At 44.5% G+C, this 16,987-nt stretch carries 20 protein-coding genes; 8 read left to right on the top strand and 12 right to left on the bottom strand.

The window, feature by feature from the left end:
* Window positions 1–112: 112 nt before the first annotated feature.
* On the top strand, window positions 113–622 hold the full coding sequence (locus tag AACS90_RS07280) for a hypothetical protein (RefSeq protein WP_099122310.1): 510 nt from the start codon (window positions 113–115) through the stop codon (window positions 620–622).
* 388 nt (window positions 623–1,010) lie between these two features.
* Window positions 1,011–1,520 (top strand): hypothetical protein, encoded by a 510-nt coding sequence (locus AACS90_RS07275; protein WP_241538259.1) that lies wholly within the window; start codon window positions 1,011–1,013, stop codon window positions 1,518–1,520.
* A gap of 53 nt (window positions 1,521–1,573) precedes the next feature.
* On the opposite strand, the gene sspB is transcribed toward AACS90_RS07275, so the two are convergent.
* From sspB to zapE, 5 genes are all read right to left on the bottom strand, one after another.
* The gene (gene sspB, locus AACS90_RS07270) at window positions 1,574–2,056 is read right to left on the bottom strand and encodes a ClpXP protease specificity-enhancing factor (RefSeq protein ID WP_099122309.1); all 483 of its coding nucleotides are present in this window, start codon (window positions 2,054–2,056) and stop codon (window positions 1,574–1,576) included.
* Between the two features lie 3 nt (window positions 2,057–2,059).
* Window positions 2,060–2,701: a stringent starvation protein SspA gene (sspA, locus tag AACS90_RS07265; protein ID WP_086954480.1), complete on the bottom strand. Its 642-nt coding sequence runs from the start codon at window positions 2,699–2,701 to the stop codon at window positions 2,060–2,062.
* A 360-nt stretch (window positions 2,702–3,061) separates the two neighbouring features.
* Window positions 3,062–3,454: a 30S ribosomal protein S9 gene (gene rpsI / locus AACS90_RS07260; RefSeq protein WP_012990148.1), complete on the bottom strand. Its 393-nt coding sequence runs from the start codon at window positions 3,452–3,454 to the stop codon at window positions 3,062–3,064.
* A 15-nt stretch (window positions 3,455–3,469) separates the two neighbouring features.
* A complete protein-coding gene (rplM, locus tag AACS90_RS07255) occupies window positions 3,470–3,898 on the bottom strand; it encodes a 50S ribosomal protein L13 (protein WP_086954482.1) in 429 nt (142 codons plus the stop codon).
* A gap of 417 nt (window positions 3,899–4,315) precedes the next feature.
* Window positions 4,316–5,452: a cell division protein ZapE gene (gene zapE / locus AACS90_RS07250; RefSeq protein WP_099122308.1), complete on the bottom strand. Its 1,137-nt coding sequence runs from the start codon at window positions 5,450–5,452 to the stop codon at window positions 4,316–4,318.
* A gap of 217 nt (window positions 5,453–5,669) precedes the next feature.
* On the opposite strand from zapE, the gene zapG reads away from it, so the two are divergent.
* From zapG to degS, 3 genes are all read left to right on the top strand, one after another.
* Window positions 5,670–6,074 carry a Z-ring associated protein ZapG gene (gene zapG, locus AACS90_RS07245; RefSeq protein ID WP_099122307.1) on the top strand — a complete coding sequence of 135 codons (405 nt, stop codon included), beginning with the start codon at window positions 5,670–5,672 and terminating at the stop codon, window positions 6,072–6,074.
* 278 nt (window positions 6,075–6,352) lie between these two features.
* Window positions 6,353–7,735 carry a serine endoprotease DegQ gene (gene degQ / locus AACS90_RS07240; protein ID WP_099122306.1) on the top strand — a complete coding sequence of 461 codons (1,383 nt, stop codon included), beginning with the start codon at window positions 6,353–6,355 and terminating at the stop codon, window positions 7,733–7,735.
* A 111-nt stretch (window positions 7,736–7,846) separates the two neighbouring features.
* Complete coding sequence (degS, locus tag AACS90_RS07235; protein WP_099109656.1) at window positions 7,847–8,905, top strand: outer membrane-stress sensor serine endopeptidase DegS; 1,059 nt, start codon at window positions 7,847–7,849, stop codon at window positions 8,903–8,905.
* 156 nt (window positions 8,906–9,061) lie between these two features.
* On the opposite strand, the gene murA is transcribed toward degS, so the two are convergent.
* The 7 genes from murA to mlaF all read right to left on the bottom strand — a co-directional run bounded on the left by murA (window position 9,062) and on the right by mlaF (window position 13,986).
* Entirely contained in the window at window positions 9,062–10,318 is a 1,257-nt protein-coding gene (gene murA, locus AACS90_RS07230) for a UDP-N-acetylglucosamine 1-carboxyvinyltransferase (RefSeq protein WP_099122305.1), read from the bottom strand.
* Window positions 10,319–10,375: 57 nt separating this feature from the next.
* The gene (gene ibaG, locus AACS90_RS07225) at window positions 10,376–10,630 is read right to left on the bottom strand and encodes a BolA family iron metabolism protein IbaG (RefSeq protein WP_099109652.1); all 255 of its coding nucleotides are present in this window, start codon (window positions 10,628–10,630) and stop codon (window positions 10,376–10,378) included.
* Between the two features lie 192 nt (window positions 10,631–10,822).
* The gene (gene mlaB / locus AACS90_RS07220) at window positions 10,823–11,188 is read right to left on the bottom strand and encodes a lipid asymmetry maintenance protein MlaB (RefSeq protein ID WP_241537921.1); all 366 of its coding nucleotides are present in this window, start codon (window positions 11,186–11,188) and stop codon (window positions 10,823–10,825) included.
* 1 nt (window position 11,189) lies between these two features.
* The gene (gene mlaC, locus AACS90_RS07215; protein WP_099122304.1) at window positions 11,190–11,819 is read right to left on the bottom strand and encodes a phospholipid-binding protein MlaC; all 630 of its coding nucleotides are present in this window, start codon (window positions 11,817–11,819) and stop codon (window positions 11,190–11,192) included.
* Between the two features lie 33 nt (window positions 11,820–11,852).
* On the bottom strand, window positions 11,853–12,365 hold the full coding sequence (mlaD, locus tag AACS90_RS07210) for an outer membrane lipid asymmetry maintenance protein MlaD (protein ID WP_099122303.1): 513 nt from the start codon (window positions 12,363–12,365) through the stop codon (window positions 11,853–11,855).
* 4 nt (window positions 12,366–12,369) lie between these two features.
* Window positions 12,370–13,152: a lipid asymmetry maintenance ABC transporter permease subunit MlaE gene (gene mlaE, locus AACS90_RS07205; RefSeq protein WP_099122359.1), complete on the bottom strand. Its 783-nt coding sequence runs from the start codon at window positions 13,150–13,152 to the stop codon at window positions 12,370–12,372.
* 15 nt (window positions 13,153–13,167) lie between these two features.
* Window positions 13,168–13,986, bottom strand: a complete 819-nt coding sequence (gene mlaF / locus AACS90_RS07200) for a phospholipid ABC transporter ATP-binding protein MlaF (protein WP_099109649.1) — start codon at window positions 13,984–13,986, stop codon at window positions 13,168–13,170.
* Window positions 13,987–14,213: 227 nt separating this feature from the next.
* Between mlaF and AACS90_RS07195 the strand changes: the two genes are divergently transcribed.
* The 3 genes from AACS90_RS07195 (at window position 14,214) to kdsC (ending at window position 16,974) form a co-directional block, all read left to right on the top strand.
* Window positions 14,214–15,182 carry a calcium/sodium antiporter gene (locus AACS90_RS07195; protein WP_099122302.1) on the top strand — a complete coding sequence of 323 codons (969 nt, stop codon included), beginning with the start codon at window positions 14,214–14,216 and terminating at the stop codon, window positions 15,180–15,182.
* Between the two features lie 116 nt (window positions 15,183–15,298).
* On the top strand, window positions 15,299–16,267 hold the full coding sequence (gene kdsD / locus AACS90_RS07190; protein WP_099122301.1) for an arabinose-5-phosphate isomerase KdsD: 969 nt from the start codon (window positions 15,299–15,301) through the stop codon (window positions 16,265–16,267).
* 143 nt (window positions 16,268–16,410) lie between these two features.
* Entirely contained in the window at window positions 16,411–16,974 is a 564-nt protein-coding gene (gene kdsC / locus AACS90_RS07185; RefSeq protein ID WP_099109646.1) for a 3-deoxy-manno-octulosonate-8-phosphatase KdsC, read from the top strand.
* The last annotated feature ends 13 nt before the right edge of the window (window positions 16,975–16,987 follow it).

Here is a 16,987-nt window from a genome sequence, read left to right as displayed (position 1 = left end):
AACATCTGTCATCTCAAGCCGATTACATAATAATTAATTGAACAGGATTTCTGGGTGCAGAAGGTAAGGCGCTCGATTGAAATCCGGAAGCTATAATAACAGAGAGAAATAAATGCATTTATTAACTAAAACATCCCTGTTTTCTTTCGTACTCTTGATTAGTTTTCCTTCTATCGCCGGTTTATCCACGCCAAAGGAGATAATTCAGCAAATTACCGAAAGGGGAGTCAATTCCACTGTTGCTGAAATAGGTGAAAGAAATAAAAGAAATGAAATTGCTAAACTTATTGCTACCGGAGATCCTGAATGGTTAGAAGTTGCTTTTCGGTTGACTCCCAATACCCATCGGGAATTCTCCAATCAGATATTTGACTCCCTGGCACTTGCTCTGCTCAACAATCCAGCTGAAGTATTAGCTCAGGCCAACAAACACAGACCTAACTTAACAAATAGCATCTGTGATCTTTCATTGACAGTTATAGCAGAGAAAAACAAGCATAAACTTATCAAAGGCATAGTTGCAAGTTTAAAGAACGCTGAAAAATCCGCAAAAAGAAAAGATAAAGAAAATATAGAAAGGTGTATATTGAAGTTGAACCAAGTATACCCAAGATATTTTTAATATACTCCCAATTGGTTAGTCCATTTTTCTCTCCCCCTCTTTATAAAAGTGATTGAAGCTGAGTTTAGTTTCAATCCTAATTATTCTCCTGTTTTAGAAAGAAAAATATCTTCAAATAATTTCCCACGTCTTTAAAAGTTAATTTCCAACTCAACATATAAAGATTTTTCTTAAAGAAAGATTTCAGAAAATAGGGTATGAGTGAAATAAGATAATATTTCATGCGTAAATTACAGATTTGACCCTCATACTTTTAAGTAAAATACATATAACAACATTAAATAATAACCAATTAAAAATTCATTACATGATATACCCTGTGGATTTCAACGTGCAGCAAACAAAGCCGTAAATTGAAAACTATGGATATAATAATTGGGAGAGATAAATGCGTTTACTAACTAAAATATCCCTGCTCTCTTTCATATTCTTGATTAGTTCACCTTCTGTCGCCGGTTTATCTACACCAAAAGAAATTATTCAACAGGTGAAGGAGAGGGGTGTAAATTCTGTTGTTGCTGAGATAGGTGAGAGAAGAAAAAGAGAAGAAATAGCTGACTTTATTACTACCGGAGAGACTGAGTGGTTAGAAGTCGCTTTTCAATTAGTTCCTAACATCCACCACGATTTTTCCAACCAAATCTTTAATTCATTATCCTTTGCTCTAATTAATAATCCGATTGAAGTTTTAGCAATGGCAGATAAATATCAGCCATCGTCAACCAATAACATCTGCAATATTCCATCAACGCTAATAGGAACACAAAGCAAAGAAAAATTTGTTCGGAATGTAACTGTAAGTTTAAAGAAAGCCAAAACATCAGCAAGTAGAAAAGATGAAGAAAATATAGAATTGTGTCAGTTCGCGTTAAATAAATCTTATGCTGCATTTTTATAAAAAATAGAGGAGATAATTTCTCCTCTATTTTTTCGTATTACGTTTATAACGCTTTATTTTACAACACGTAACGTCGGACGACCTTTTGGAGGCTGAGGTGGTTCATCATCCGGCGGGTTATCATCATGAGATGTTTTCATATCACGAATCAATACCAGATTATCGGCTACCGGAGACTCTGAAATCTCCAACTCGGAGTCTGTTTCATAGGCGATTTCTGGCTCAAACATCATCCCTGCACCGTTTTCACGGGCATAAACCGCAATGACAGCAGACATAGGAACAGATACCTGACGCGCGACACCACCAAAACGGGCATTAAAACGAACTTCGTCATCAGCCAATTCCAGATTACCAACCGCCCGTGGAGCAATATTCAGGATTATCTGCCCATTCTGCGCATATTCCATCGGGACGTTGACACCATATTGAGTCACATCCACAACGATATGCGGAGTCAAATCATTATCCAGCAGCCACTCATAGTGTGCCCGCAGTAAATAAGGGCGGCGGGGAGACATTTGAGTCATATCCATACATTAACCCCGTGACTGTAAACGTATTTCACGCTCTGCTTCTGTCAATGAAGCCAGAAATGCGTCACGCTCAAATACACGCTGCATATAAACCTGAAGATCTTTGGCTCCCGGGCCAGACAGCTCAACGCCCAGCACAGGCAAACGCCATAACAACGGAGAAAGATAGCAGTCAACCAGACTGAACTCATCACTCATAAAGAAAGGCATTTCTCTGAAAATCGGTGCGATTGCCAGCAATTCTTCAGCAAGGCGTTTCCGCGCAGCATTGGCTTCCTGAGCACTTCCTTCCTGAATTTTATACATCAGGGAATACCAGTCTTTTTCAATTCGGTGCATCATCAGACGACTGGAGCCACGTGCAACAGGGTATACAGGCATGAGCGGTGGATGCGGGAAACGCTCATCCAGATATTCCATTATGATGCGAGAATCATAAAGAGTCAGCTCACGATCTACGAGGGTAGGAACCGTTTGATAAGGGTTCAGATCAATCAGATCCTGAGGCAAATTGCCTGCTTCAACGTGTTCTATCTCAACGCTGACCCCTTTTTCCGCCAGTACAATTCGCACTTGATGGCTAAAAATGTCGGTCGGGCCGGAAAACAGAGTCATTACCGAACGTTTGTTGGCAGCGACAGCCATGAAAACCTCCAAGTTTATCTAAAAAAAGGAACGAACAGCCCTTCAATGAACAATGGCTATTCTCGCTCATATTCTCATCCGGTTTCGCACTTATTATCCGAGGATTATTAAGACAAGTCAGGCAAACGCATGGATAAGGCAAAAAATTGTCACTAGTCTACCAGATTTTGAACATTTTGTGGGGAAGTAGATTGAGAATTAATGATGATATATCGGAGTTCAGGGAATTATCTCTGCAATATGCTCTTTTTTTCTGCAAAAAAAGCGTATTCACTAAGGAAATAAAACTCCGCAATAAAAAACCCGCCATAAACATGGCGGGTTTCAACATTAATCCAATGCCACCGTAGTGACAAAAAATTAACGCTTGGAGAACTGTGGACGACGACGTGCTTTGCGCAGACCCACTTTTTTACGTTCAACTTCACGAGCATCGCGAGTAACGAAGCCAGCTTTGCGAAGATCAGAACGCAGAGTCTCGTCATAAGCCATCAGTGCACGGGTGATACCGTGACGGATTGCGCCTGCCTGACCAGAGATACCACCACCTTTAACAGTGATGTACAGATCCAGTTTGCCCAGCATGTCAACCAGCTCAAGTGGCTGACGAACAACCATGCGCGCAGTTTCACGACCGAAGTAAACTTCGAGGCTGCGTTGGTTGATTACGATGTTACCGCTACCTGGCTTAATGAAGACACGAGCGGATGAGCTTTTGCGGCGACCAGTGCCGTAGTATTGATTTTCAGCCATTGCCTATAATCCCGATTAAATGTCCAGAACTTGTGGTTGCTGTGCCGCGTGGTTGTGCTCGCTGCCCGCGTAAACTTTCATTTTACGGTACATTGCACGACCCAGAGGCCCTTTTGGCAGCATGCCTTTAACCGCGATTTCAATGACACGCTCAGGACGGCGGGCAATCATCTCTTCAAAGGTCGCTTGCTTGATACCACCGATGTGGCCAGTGTGGTGATAATAAATTTTGTCAGCACGTTTGTTGCCAGTTACAGCAACTTTCTCTGCGTTAACAATAATGATGTAATCACCAGTATCAACGTGCGGAGTATATTCCGCCTTGTGCTTACCGCGCAGGCGGCGAGCTATTTCAGTTGCAAGACGGCCAAGAGTTTTGCCATCTGCGTCAACAACATACCAGTCGCGTTTTACGGTTTCTGGTTTAGCTGTAAAAGTTTTCATTAAAGCTTACCCAATTATAAGTTACACGTTGGTGAACACTCGAGGTTCAGAAACTTTGTTGAGGTTCACACGACTCATGTCCAGCAAACCTACCCCTTCGAATAGCCTATGCCGGCACTAATGCAAGTTTTTTGGGAAATAAAAAATCTTGCTGTAACGTGGGGTCGCAAGATTATAGAGAAGTCGTTATAAAAAATCGACCCCAAATTCAATAATTATCTAATCTGTTGACTCTATGCTGTCTACCTGACAACCAACAAAGAGGCAGATCGAAAGACGAAGGGTATATATCCAATGGATTTCGAGTTGCATCGCGGCGGCAAGGGAGTTCATCCCCGGGAGCATAGATAACTATGTGACTGGGGTGAGCGAGCGCAGCCAACAAAGAGGCAACTTGAAAGACGAAGGATATCGATATCAGGGTAAATGCGGGCGCTGTAAATATTCTTCACTCTGCATCTCCTGTAAACGGGACAAGCAACGCTGATACTCAAAACGGAGCAATTCACCCTGATAAATCCCTTCCATCGGGGCTTCGGCATTGATGATGAGTTTCACATGACGCTCATAGAATTCATCAACCAGTGCAATAAACCGTCGTCCAGCGCTTTCATCCAGTTTGGTCATGATCGGCACATCATGCAGCAAAACGGTATGATAAATCTTAGACAACGCAATATAGTCCCGCTGGCTACGGGGATCTTCACACAACGTTTTAAAGTCAATTGCCAGCACACCATCAACACTGTTTATCGCCGGCATATCACGATGATTAATTTCCAGTACCGGAGCCGGCTCCCCTTCCCGCCCGGCCAGACGCAGGAAAACCTGATGCATCTCCTGCCGGCTCTCTGCCGATAACGGTGTCAGATAAATATGAGCCTGAGTCAGCGTTCTCAGCCGGTAATCGATGCCCGCATCCACATTCATGACATCACAATATTTTTTGATCTGTTCAATCGCAGGCAGGAAGCGGGCTCGCTGCAAGCCATTACGGTAGAGTTGATCCGGTGGAATATTTGATGTCGCCACTAAAGCGATTCCGCGCCTGAACAGTGCCTCCAGTAACGTGCCGAGGATCATGGCATCCGTAATATCAGAAACAAAAAATTCATCAAAGCAGAGAATATCAGTCTGTGCCTTGAAACCATCAGCCACAATCTCCAGTGGATTTTCATGCCCCTGCAATTCAGTTAATTCTTCGTGTACCCGCAGCATAAAACGGTGGAAATGCAGGCGTAGCTTCCTTTCAGTCGGTAAACTCTGGAAAAACATATCCATAAGCCATGTTTTCCCCCGCCCTACACCACCCCACATATACAGCCCCTGCACGGGACGGATATTGTCCTTTAATGAACGCCCTAATAGTTTATTCCACAAACTTTTTAATCCGCCTGAGCCATCTGAATGCGCCGCATTTTTGGCTGAGTTCTGTACAAACTCATGGTAAATCATATCCAGACGGGCGACAGTATTACGCTGCACTTCATCAGGTTGATACTGCCCTTCAGACAGTGCGGTCTGGTAAAGAGACGTAGGTGTAATCGGTGACATTAATATAGTAATCCTTAAAAATTTTTATCCCCACCATATATACTTAATAGATTTCAATTGAGTATATACATTGGGTCTAACTCACAGCCTATCATGACAAATTTGTATAAAATTAACACCTCGGGTGATATATAAATTAATTAAATAATAATCAATATTCCACTCTGACTGAATTAGCGGTTATAGTGGTAGCTATGATGTTAAGAAAGGAGTTGCCATGACTTGGGAATACGCACTGATAGGATTAATTGTTGGTTTTATCATCGGAGCATTGGTTGTCCGCTTTGGCAGCCGAAAACTGCGCCAGCAAAATGCGGCACAGGCTGAGCTGGAGAAAAACCGGGCAGAGCTTGAAGAATATCGCAAAGAGCTGGTCAGCCATTTTGCCCGCAGCGCTGAGTTGCTGGATAATATGGCCCGGGATTATCGCCAGCTGTATCAACATATGGCTAAAAGTTCCAATGAATTAATGCCAGATATGCCAATGCAGGAAAATCCCTTTAATTATCGTCTTAACGAATCTAAGAACGATACCAACCAGATTGTCACAGATGTGCCTCCAAGAGACTATTCTGAAGGTTCATCCGGGCTATTGCGTCCCGTTCAGGAACAAAAACAGTAATTATTCTCGCCGTGGCCATAATTTATGCCCACGGCAATGTTTTTTATCTCACTGTATTTAAATGTTTTTTCAGGTAAATCCCTGTAAAGACATTCGACAAAACGACATTATTAGTGAACTTTGCTGAATACTTGGTAGTCATAACTGCAACGAAACAATTATGCTTGAAACCTGTTCCGATGAGTGTAGTTTCTCAGAAAAACGAAATTCCCTTGTGGGTTCGGGGCTTTAAGTACGATCTTCCTTTTCTGGCTTAGGTAAGTAAGAGAACGCATTCAATGAAAAGTAAAAACACATTGCTCAGCGCATTAGCGATCAGTATTGGTTTATCTTTAGCTTCGGTACCAATGGTAAGTAATGCGGCTTTACCCGCTGCTATGGCCTCTCAGGAATTACCGAGCCTTGCTCCAATGTTAGAAAAAGTCCTTCCTTCCGTTGTCACCGTTCATGTTGCCGGCACTGAAGTTCAAACCCAACAACTCCAGCTGCCAGAGGATTTCCAGTTCTTCTTTGGGCCGGGTTTTCCACCAGTGGAACAACAAAGAAGCCGCCCATTTCAGGGGTTAGGTTCTGGTGTCATTATTAATGCCGATAAAGGATATGTACTGACTAACAATCACGTCATCAATAACGCGGATAAAATTAAAGTCCAGCTCAATGACGGGCGTGAATACTCCGCTAAACTCATCGGGCGTGATCCGCAGACTGATATCGCACTTTTGCAGCTTAAAGATGCCAAGAACCTGACAGCAATTAAATTTGCTAATTCCGATCAGCTTCGCGTCGGTGATTATGCTGTTGCTATCGGTAACCCATTCGGGCTGGGGCAAACAGTGACTTCAGGGATCATTTCGGCCCTTGGCCGTAGCGGCCTGAATCTGGAAGGTCTGGAAAACTTTATCCAGACAGATGCCTCAATTAACCGGGGTAACTCTGGTGGTGCCCTGATCAACCTCAAAGGGGAGTTGATCGGTATTAATACCGCGATTGTTGCACCTAGTGGCGGCAACGTGGGTATTGGTTTTGCGATCCCAAGTAACATGGCCAGAAATCTGGCAGACCAGTTAATAGCTCACGGCGAAGTAAAACGCGGCCTGCTTGGTATCAAGGGTACTGAAATGTCAGCGGATATCGCCAAAGCACTGAATGTTGATGCTCAACAGGGTGCTTTTGTCAGTGAAGTAGTTCCTAAATCTGCTGCGGCTAAGGCTGGTATTAAACCCGGAGATGTACTGACCTCCATTGATGGTAAGAAAATTAATAGCTTTGCTGAGCTAAGAGCAAAAATTGGTACGACTGCACCGGGCAAAGAAATCAAAGTAGGCCTGCTGCGTAAAGGGAAGCCTATGGAGGTATCTGTTGTTCTGGAAAATAGCGAATCTCCATCTACCAAAGCTGAAAAATTAAGCATTGCGCTACAGGGTGCGAATCTCAGTACTGGCATTGTGAACAATACTCCCGGCGTGAAAGTTGACGGCGTCGCCAAAAATTCTCCAGCCGCAATGGTCGGTTTGCAAAAGAATGATTTGATCATCGGGGCGAATAATGTTCGGGTCAAGAATATCAATGAGCTACAAAAGGTACTTGAAGGAAAACCATCCGTTATTGCACTGAATATCCTGCGTGGTGGTGACAATATTTACCTGTTATTGAACAATTAATCGGTATGCCATTATTTTTCTGATTGCAGTACATTAAGCAGACACAGCACAGGCTGTGTCTGCTTGCTTCTGTGCTATGCTTTTTTAACTTATTGATTACTGAACAATGTTATGTTGATTAAATTACTGCGCTCCATATTGGCGGGATTACTTATTGCAGCAATTTTACTGGTTGCCATACCCTCACTACGTCCCAATAAGTTAAATAATCTCCTGTACAGCGATAACACAGAAAAACCATCCAGTTACAGTCAGGGTGTGCGTCGGGCGGCACCTGCGGTTGTGAATATATATAGCACCAGTATAGGGAGTTTCTCCCATGAACCCCGGGAACTCCTTCCATTGGGTTCCGGCGTCATAATGAGTGAACAGGGCTATATACTCACCAATAAGCATGTTATCAACAAAGTAGGCTCTATTATTGTTGCATTGCAGGACGGGCGTTTCTACGAAGCTTTACTAGTCGGCTCTGATGGCCCGACAGATTTGGCAGTACTCAAAATAAAGGCTGAAAATCTGCCGGTTATCCCTATTAATCTCAAAAGAGCACCTCATGTCGGGGATATCGTGCTGGCAATCGGCAATCCTTATAACTTAGGGCAAACAATTACTCAAGGTATTATCAGTGCGACCGGACGTGTCGGGCTGAGTCCGACACGACGCCAGAATTTCCTGCAAACAGATGCTTCAATCAATCAGGGCAGCTCCGGCGGAGCACTGGTTAATACATTAGGCGAATTGGTCGGCATTAATACACTGTCATTTGATAAGTCCGAATTCGGCTCTACGCCTGAAGGGCTGGGATTTGCCATTCCCACCGCGCTGGCAACAAAAATTATGCAGAAACTGATCCGTGATGGTCGGGTTATCAGAGGATATATCGGCATTTCAACAAAAGAGCTGCCTAATATCCGCTCGTCAGATACCCAAATCCATCAGATTCAGGGAGTGCGGGTTTTTCAGCTTTTACCGGGAAGCCCAGCCAAAAAAGCCGGAATACAAGTGGGCGATATTATCATCAGCCTTAATCACAAACCGGCGCTCTCACCTGCCGAAATAATGGATCAGGTTGCAGAAATCCGGCCCGGAAAAGTCGTTCCTGTTACTGTCTTACGTGATGGTCAAACGCTTACCTTCAACGTTATGATTGAAGAATTTGATGAATACTGAAATCAATTAGGAAATGGAAGTCAAAGAAGGAATGGATTTTTAAAAGGAGCGCTACAGCGCACGAAGATAAATCCCCGGAAACATAGATAACACTATATTTATAGCTATGTGACCGGGGGGAATGAGTACCGCTAAATTGTAAGACGAAAGATATATTTACTTAATACGTTCGATATTGGCTCCCAGACCACGCAGCTTATCTTCGATATGCTCATAGCCCCGGTCAATATGATAAATGCGATCGACGGTTGTCGTTCCTTCGGCAATGCAGCCAGCAATTACCAGACTCGCAGAAGCACGCAGATCTGTTGCCATGACCTGAGCACCTGATAATTTCTCAACACCGTGGCAGAGTACAGAGTTACTTTCAATCTCTGCGTGTGCCCCCATGCGAATTAATTCAGGAATATGCATAAAACGGTTTTCAAAAATAGTTTCGGTGATCATGCCCGCACCTTCAGCAACAATATTCAGTAAGCTGAACTGTGCCTGCATATCTGTAGGAAAACCCGGATGCGGAGCTGTACGGAATGTTACCGCTTTTGGCCGCTTACCATGCATATCAAGGCTAATCCAGTCATCGCCTACCTGAATATCTGCACCCGCTTCACGCAATTTAGCCAGCACGGCATCCAGTGTATCAGGCTTGGCCTGACGGCAGACAATCTTCCCGCGTGAAACAGCCGCTGCAATAAGGAAAGTGCCGGTTTCAATACGGTCAGGCAAGACACGATAAACACCTCCGCCCAAACGCTCTACACCTTCAATCACGATACGATCTGTTCCTGCACCCGTAATTTTTGCACCCAACGTATTCAGGAAGTTAGCTGTATCTTCGATTTCAGGCTCGCGGGCTGCATTCTCAATAATGGTTTTGCCTTCCGCCAGTGTTGCAGCCGCCATGATAGTGACCGTTGCACCAACACTGACTTTATCCATGACGATGCTGGCACCTTTTAAACGACCATCTACGGATGCCTTAACATAGCCCTCATCCAACACTATTTTTGCACCAAGTTGTTCCAGCCCGGTAATATGGAGATCAACTGGACGGGCACCAATGGCACAGCCGCCGGGTAAAGAAACCTGTCCCTGACCAAAACGGGCGACTAATGGCCCCAGTGCCCAGATAGAAGCACGCATGGTTTTGACCAGCTCATAAGGAGCACAGTATTCATTAACAGCGCTGGCATCAACAAAGACAGAACCATTCTTGCGTTCCACTTTCGTTCCCAGACGATTCAATAGCTTGATTGTGGTATCAATGTCTTTTAATTCAGGAACATTTTGTAATTCAACTGGCTCTTCCGCCAGCAACGCTGCGAACAGGATTGGTAATGCGGCATTTTTTGCCCCGGAAATAGTGACCTCGCCTGACAAGCAGGTCGGCCCTTTCACTTGAAATTTATCCATCTGTCATAATTCTCTTATTTAATTCAAAGTGCGCTGTTCGCGGCGAAGCAAACAACCTCAGAAACCCTGGAGCTTGCGGTCACGTTGCCATTGCGCTGGTGTGTAGGTCTTAATTGACAGGGCGTGGATACGATTATCAGCAATGTATTCCATCAGAGGTGCATAAACTGTTTGTTGTTGTTTTACCCGGCTCAGCTCACCAAAAATTTCACCTACAGCAATTACCTGAAAATGGCTGCCGTCGCCGCTAACAATAACTTCATCAAGTACCAATTTTTCCATCAGTACCTGTTTAATCTCATTAGTATCCATATCTTGCTCACATTCGTCGTTAAAAAATAATAGTAGATGCCTATCGTAATGGAATCCAGACGACTCTTAAACCAAGAAAAACGCCCTTATAAGACAATGACTCATAAGGGCGATAATTATATCCACCTTTCAGGTAACAGAGTTATCAACAACACCCTGAAATCTGTTAGGTCTAGAATGAAGGCATTATATTTATTCTGGCGAATTTCCTTTCTCAGGCGAATTATCAGCAAAGAGACTTTGTAGACTATAGAGCGCAATCAGTGTGTTCAATCGCTCCCCTATGCCAGAAAATGTCAGTACCTTACCACTCTGCTGCCAGTCGCCTTTTATACGGACAAATAAGGCCATTCCCGTCGAGTCCACATGCTCAAGCCCTGAAACATCAATGTTTTCAATGTGAGCCAATAAGCTGTCCTTTTGCTGCCAAAAAGGCAGCAGGCTATCGCGATCCAGCGTACCTTTCAGAAACAGGGTGCTTCCTGTCTGTTGCCAGCTAAGCGGTGTTTTGTCAGAGGCTTTATCCATCCCCCGGTTTTTCATTTCACCGTTTTCCATATCACTTTTTCTTTTCTAAAGTGATTGGAGCCTGTGCACTGATTTTCAGCTGCTCTGTCAAACCATCAATACCTTTCTGGCGCAGGATTTCCGACCACTCATTCTGCTTGGTCGTAATCATGCTCACACCTTCAGCTATCATGTCGTAAGCCTGCCAATATCCGGTTTTACTGTTTTTACGCCACTGAAAATCCAGACGGACAGGAGGCTGACCATTCGGATCGGTAATGGTGACACGAATAGCGACGATATTCTTATCTCCCAATGGCTGCTCCGGGGCAATCTGATAATTCTGCCCGTGATACATTGCCAGAGCCTGACCATAAGCCTGCGCCAGATAATCCTCAAATGCTTTAAAATAAGCATCACGCTGCTCTGGCGTCGCCTGTTTGTAATAAGGCCCCAGAACCAGCGCACCTGCATATTTTACCTGAACATAAGGCAATAGCTCCTGACGCACGATCTGAGGCAACATTTCCGGATTAGCACGAATCTGCGATTGTTCACCCTTCAGACGTGAGAAGGTTTTTTCTGCCGCGACTTTCATCAAAGCATACGGATTAGTCTGATCAACCGCGTTGGCAAGTGGTGCAACCACCAATAAGGCAGCCATAAGTAATCGCTTAAACATAATTGCTATTTCTCCTAAGCAGTGGATTGCTGGTTAATGTACCTGTGCGGGAGCCTCAGATGATTTTTGCTGATCACCACTTCCGCTTTTGTACAGGAACTGACCAATTAAATCTTCAAGAACCATTGCAGGTTTGGTGTCCTCAATGCGATCTCCATCTTTCAGCATGGTGATCCCCAAATCAGCATCATCAAACCCAACATTCAACGCAACATATTGTTCACCCAACAGACCTGAAGTCCGGATAGACAGCGAACTGGAACTTGGAATATTGTCGTACTGCGAGAAAATATCCAGTTCAACCTGCGGAGTATACGTTTTCTTATCGAGCCAGATTTTCCCTACCCGACCAATGACCACCCCTCCTACTTTGACAGGAGAACGCTCTTTTAACCCACCTATATTGTCAAATGCTGCAATGACATGATAAGTGGTCTGACTGCCGAAAGATCGGACATTAGCGACCTTCAGGCATAAGAAAATGATTGCGGCCAGTGCAATTAAGATAAAACTTCCAACCCAAATTTCATTTTTCTTGCTTTGCATCGAATTAGTTCCCAAACATCAGTGCTGTCAGCACAAAATCCAAACCCAATACTGCCAACGATGCATGAACCACTGTACGCGTCGTTGCCCTGCTGATCCCTTCTGATGTCGGGATAGCATCATACCCATTAAACAGCGCGATCCATGTCACCGTGATGGCAAAAACTAAGCTCTTAATAAAACAGTTAAGTATGTCTTTTTGCAATTCCACCGCTGATTGCATGGAAGACCAGAAAAAACCACCATCAATCCCTTTCCAGTCGACTCCGACCATCGCACCGCCCAGAATACCTACAGCCACAAAGATCAATGACAGTAAAGGCATACTGATAAAACCAGCCCAAAAACGCGGGGCAACTACCCTACGCAACGGGTCTACTGCCATCATCTCCAGACTGGAAATTTGCTCTGTCGCTTTCATCAGGCCGATCTCTGCCGTCAGGGCAGAACCCGCACGACCGGCGAATAACAGTGCGGTCACGACCGGCCCCAATTCCCGCAGCAGCGATAACGCCACCATCATGCCAAGACTGCCTTCAGCACTGAAAGTCCTCAGCACCAGATAGCCCTGCAAAGCCAGAACCATACCGATAAATAAACCGGAAACTACAATAATCAGTAGTGACTGAACGCCTACACTGTAAAGCTGCTGACGCAATAACAGCCACTGCTTTGCAGGCTCAGGCTTACCAATAATCGCGCTGAATAACATAAAACCGGCCCGACCGAAAGAAGCCACAACTTCAATCGCACGCCTGCCAAATGTTGCCAGCGCCCGTGTTAACATCAACATTCAAGTATCCTAATAACGATTTCTGTTAGTTAATAACTCGGTTTTATAATCCCCCGCAGGGAAACGAAAAGGCACCGGCCCGTCAGCAATACCATCAAGGAACTGACGTACCCGCTGATCCTGATTCATTTTCAATTGCTCAGGCGTCCCTTCTGCAATCACTTTCTGCTCAGCCACAATATAGGCATAATCAGCAATACTCAGTACTTCAGGAACATCGTGGGAAACCACAACACAGGTAACACCGAGCGCATGGTTAAGTTCATCGATCAATTTAACCAACACTCCCATAGTAATAGGATCCTGACCGACAAATGGCTCATCAAACATGATTAAATCAGGATCAAGTGCAATCGCCCGCGCCAGTGCAGCCCGCCTTGCCATACCTCCCGATAGCTCAGATGGCATCAGTTTTGCCGCACCACGTAATCCTACCGCTTCCAGCTTCATCATCACTGTAGTGTAAATTAATTCTTCGGGGAGTTTAGTATGCTCACGTAAGGGAAAAGCGACATTGTCGAACACATTCAAATCCGTAAATAATGCGCCCGATTGAAATAACATACTCATCTTCTTACGAACTTCATAAAGACGCTGGCGGGACAATGCCGGGATATTATCGCCATCAAACCAAATCTCACCGCGCTCAGGGCGGATTTGCCCGCCCATCAGACGCAGCAGAGTCGTTTTTCCAATACCGGAAGGCCCCATAATGGCTGTTATTTTCCCTTTTGGAACCGTCAGATTGATATCAGAAAAGATCGGGCGCTGACCACGGGTAAAAGACATGCCGCAGATCTCAATAAGATTTGCTGTTAGTTGACTCATTATTGATAGCCCTTAATCGTTAATAAACGAATTTCTTGCTGTTTCTAAATAATTAGTAATGCATACTACAAAAAAATTTTCCAATTTGCGTTAGCAAAGTGATAGCAAATTTTACTTTTTAACTTTCGGCCTTCAGAATATATAAATCTGGCTAAATAAATATTTTTGTCCAGAAATCAACCAACACTGGCATTGTGCTCACATGAATTTTCTCTAAGGAACACAACATGTTTCTGACTATTTTACTGCTCATTACCGGGTTGATTTTACTGGTGTATGGTTCTGATAGATTAGTATATGGTGCTGCGGTATTTGCGCGCACATTAAAAGTTCCTCCTTTTATTATTGGACTGGTGATTATGGGCATCGGCACTTCTTTGCCTGAGCTGATGGTTTCTGTAAACGCGAGTCTGAACGGGTTACCCAACATGGCCGTAGGTAATGTACTCGGCTCCAATATTACCAATCTGCTACTGATTACCGGCGCAGTGGCACTGATACGCCCAATAACAGTGCAATCAGAGATCCTGCGGCGGGAATTACCACTAATGTTGCTGATTATGGCCTTTGTGGGTTATCTGCTGTCTGATAACTACCTGAGCCGTCTGGATGGGATTTTTTTATTACTGACTGCCCTGTTTTTTATATCAATAATGATAAAAATGACAGTCAGTACCCAGTCTGATGATGTTGACAGCTATACACAGGAGAGAGATGCAGAATTACCCGACGAAGGTAATAACGGTATCGCGCTGCTTTGGGTTGTATTAGGGCTGCTTCTCCTGCCGATATCCACCCGAATGGTCATTGATAATGCCACCGTCATTGCACGGATTTACGGTATCAGCGACTTGGTGATTGGGTTAACTATTCTGGCGGTGGGAACAAGCCTGCCAGAGCTCGCCACTTCTATTGCCGCAGCCATTAAAGGTGAAAATGATATGGCCATGGGAAATATTATTGGTTCTAATGTTTTCAACATGACCCTTGTGTTAGGTGTTTCCGGCCTATTTTCACCCAGCGTTATTTCATCCTACGCCTTTTCCCGGGATTTTTGGATCATGATGGCGGCGAGTGTACTATTCACGATATTCTGTGTGAGAAGAAAACATCGGTTTAACCGGCTGAGTGGTGCACTATTACTTAGCTGCTTTATTGCATATTTTGTTGCACTTTTTGTGATGCCTGGTGATTAATATCCGGTGACTAATGTATGGTAGCTGATGTTTGATAATCACGATTTGATGATCAATGTCTGGTGATCAATGTTCTGAGTAATTACCGGTTGTAATGGGAATAAGTGGGAGTAGAAATGCCTAAGATCGATTTTCAGCAAGCAGGTAAAAGAGTATTACATATCGAACTCGAAGGATTGGCGGAATTAGAGCAATACATTAATGACGATTTCAGCAAAGCCTGCGAGCTTATGTTTGGATGTGAAGGTAAAGTCATTGTTATGGGAATGGGGAAATCCGGCCATATCGGGCGGAAAATCGCAGCCACATTTGCCAGTACCGGAACGCCTTCATTCTTTGTCCATCCCGGAGAAGCCAGTCATGGTGATCTTGGTATGGTTACGCCAAAAGATATCGTACTGGCTATCTCCAACTCCGGCGAATCGAACGAAATCCTCGCACTTATTCCGGTACTTAAGCGGCAGAAAGTTGCTCTCATTTGTATGACAAATAACTGTAACAGCAACATGAGCAAAGCCGCGGATGTCCACCTGTGCATTAAAACACCACAGGAAGCCTGTCCTCTTGGGTTAGCTCCCACCACCAGCACAACAGCAACGCTTGTTATGGGAGATGCACTGGCTCTTGCCCTGCTGGAAGCTCGTGGCTTTACCACCGAAGATTTCGCTCTTTCTCACCCCGGCGGGGCACTTGGGCGTAAACTGTTGCTGCTGACCAGCGAATTAATGACAACAGGCGATGATATTCCGCGCGTTCCCCGCACAGCCACCCTTCGTGAAGGCCTGATAGAAATTACCCGAAAAAAACTGGGCATGACGGTTATCTGTGGTGATGATATGCAGATCGACGGTATTTTCACTGACGGGGATCTACGCCGCGTGTTTGATATGGGGATTGATTTGAATAATGCCAAAATTTCTGACGTTATGACCACCGGCGGGATCCGTATCAAACCGAATACTCTGGCAGTTGATGCCCTGAATCTGATGCAATCACGCCATATCACTTCCCTGCTGGTCACTGAAGGTGACACATTGCTCGGCGTATTACATATGCACGATCTATTACAGGCAGGAGTGGTATAAAAAGCCGCCATGTAAATCTGATAGGATGGTAAGGCTAATAGGGTTGTACCCGTAAGCAATACTGATAAACAGTATCAGCAAAGATGTAGTAAACAGGCCTGCAACCGAGGCCTGTTGCAAATTATGAATAGAGAAATTCCTGAATGAATCAAAATACCTATCTGGATACCTGTTATGGCCCAGTTAATGTAAACATTATCGAAAAAGCCCGTAAAATTCGTCTGTTAATCTGTGATGTTGATGGTGTGATGTCAGATGGCCTGATATATATGGGCAATCAGGGTGAAGAACTGAAAGCCTTTAATGTGCGTGATGGTTACGGCATCCGCTGTTTAATCACTTCTGGCCTTGAAGTCGCCATTATTACCGGTCGTCAGGCCAAATTGCTGGAAGATCGTGCAAAAACTCTTGGTATTACACATCTTTACCAAGGTCAGAACGATAAGGTTTTGGCGTATCAGGAACTGTTGGATAAACTAGCGCTACAGCCTGAACAGGTTGCCTATATCGGCGATGACCTTATCGATTGGCCTGTAATGGCAAAAGTCGGCTTATCTGTTGCCGTAGCTGATGCCCACCCGCTACTGCTGCCCAAAGCAGATTATGTCACTCGGATTGCCGGTGGTCGCGGTGCAGTCAGAGAACTTTGTGATTTGGTGCTTTTTGCTCAGAACAAGCTGGAAGATGCCAAAGGTTTATCCATATAACACATGAACTGAA

The sequence above is a fragment of the Xenorhabdus sp. KK7.4 genome, from assembly GCF_963876465.1.
Classification (GTDB): Bacteria; Pseudomonadota; Gammaproteobacteria; order Enterobacterales; family Enterobacteriaceae; genus Xenorhabdus; species Xenorhabdus stockiae.
Note: the sequence above shows the minus strand (reverse complement) of the source record. Positions and strands in the feature narration are given on the sequence as shown.

Bases quoted from the DNA above. Each gene is read 5' to 3' on its own strand.
- AACS90_RS07280 (WP_099122310.1), top strand. From the start codon at position 113: ATGCATTTATTAACTAAAACATCCCTGTTTTCTTTCGTACTCTTGATT.
- AACS90_RS07275 (WP_241538259.1), top strand. From the start codon at position 1,011: ATGCGTTTACTAACTAAAATATCCCTGCTCTCTTTCATATTCTTGATT.
- sspB (WP_099122309.1), bottom strand. From the start codon at position 2,056: ATGGATATGACTCAAATGTCTCCCCGCCGCCCTTATTTACTGCGGGCA.
- sspA (WP_086954480.1), bottom strand. From the start codon at position 2,701: ATGGCTGTCGCTGCCAACAAACGTTCGGTAATGACTCTGTTTTCCGGC.
- rpsI (WP_012990148.1), bottom strand. From the start codon at position 3,454: ATGGCTGAAAATCAATACTACGGCACTGGTCGCCGCAAAAGCTCATCC.
- rplM (WP_086954482.1), bottom strand. From the start codon at position 3,898: ATGAAAACTTTTACAGCTAAACCAGAAACCGTAAAACGCGACTGGTAT.
- zapE (WP_099122308.1), bottom strand. From the start codon at position 5,452: ATGTCACCGATTACACCTACGTCTCTTTACCAGACCGCACTGTCTGAA.
- zapG (WP_099122307.1), top strand. From the start codon at position 5,670: ATGACTTGGGAATACGCACTGATAGGATTAATTGTTGGTTTTATCATC.
- degQ (WP_099122306.1), top strand. From the start codon at position 6,353: ATGAAAAGTAAAAACACATTGCTCAGCGCATTAGCGATCAGTATTGGT.
- degS (WP_099109656.1), top strand. From the start codon at position 7,847: ATGTTGATTAAATTACTGCGCTCCATATTGGCGGGATTACTTATTGCA.
- murA (WP_099122305.1), bottom strand. From the start codon at position 10,318: ATGGATAAATTTCAAGTGAAAGGGCCGACCTGCTTGTCAGGCGAGGTC.
- ibaG (WP_099109652.1), bottom strand. From the start codon at position 10,630: ATGGATACTAATGAGATTAAACAGGTACTGATGGAAAAATTGGTACTT.
- mlaB (WP_241537921.1), bottom strand. From the start codon at position 11,188: ATGGAAAACGGTGAAATGAAAAACCGGGGGATGGATAAAGCCTCTGAC.
- mlaC (WP_099122304.1), bottom strand. From the start codon at position 11,819: ATGTTTAAGCGATTACTTATGGCTGCCTTATTGGTGGTTGCACCACTT.
- mlaD (WP_099122303.1), bottom strand. From the start codon at position 12,365: ATGCAAAGCAAGAAAAATGAAATTTGGGTTGGAAGTTTTATCTTAATT.
- mlaE (WP_099122359.1), bottom strand. From the start codon at position 13,152: ATGTTAACACGGGCGCTGGCAACATTTGGCAGGCGTGCGATTGAAGTT.
- mlaF (WP_099109649.1), bottom strand. From the start codon at position 13,986: ATGAGTCAACTAACAGCAAATCTTATTGAGATCTGCGGCATGTCTTTT.
- AACS90_RS07195 (WP_099122302.1), top strand. From the start codon at position 14,214: ATGTTTCTGACTATTTTACTGCTCATTACCGGGTTGATTTTACTGGTG.
- kdsD (WP_099122301.1), top strand. From the start codon at position 15,299: ATGCCTAAGATCGATTTTCAGCAAGCAGGTAAAAGAGTATTACATATC.
- kdsC (WP_099109646.1), top strand. From the start codon at position 16,411: ATGAATCAAAATACCTATCTGGATACCTGTTATGGCCCAGTTAATGTA.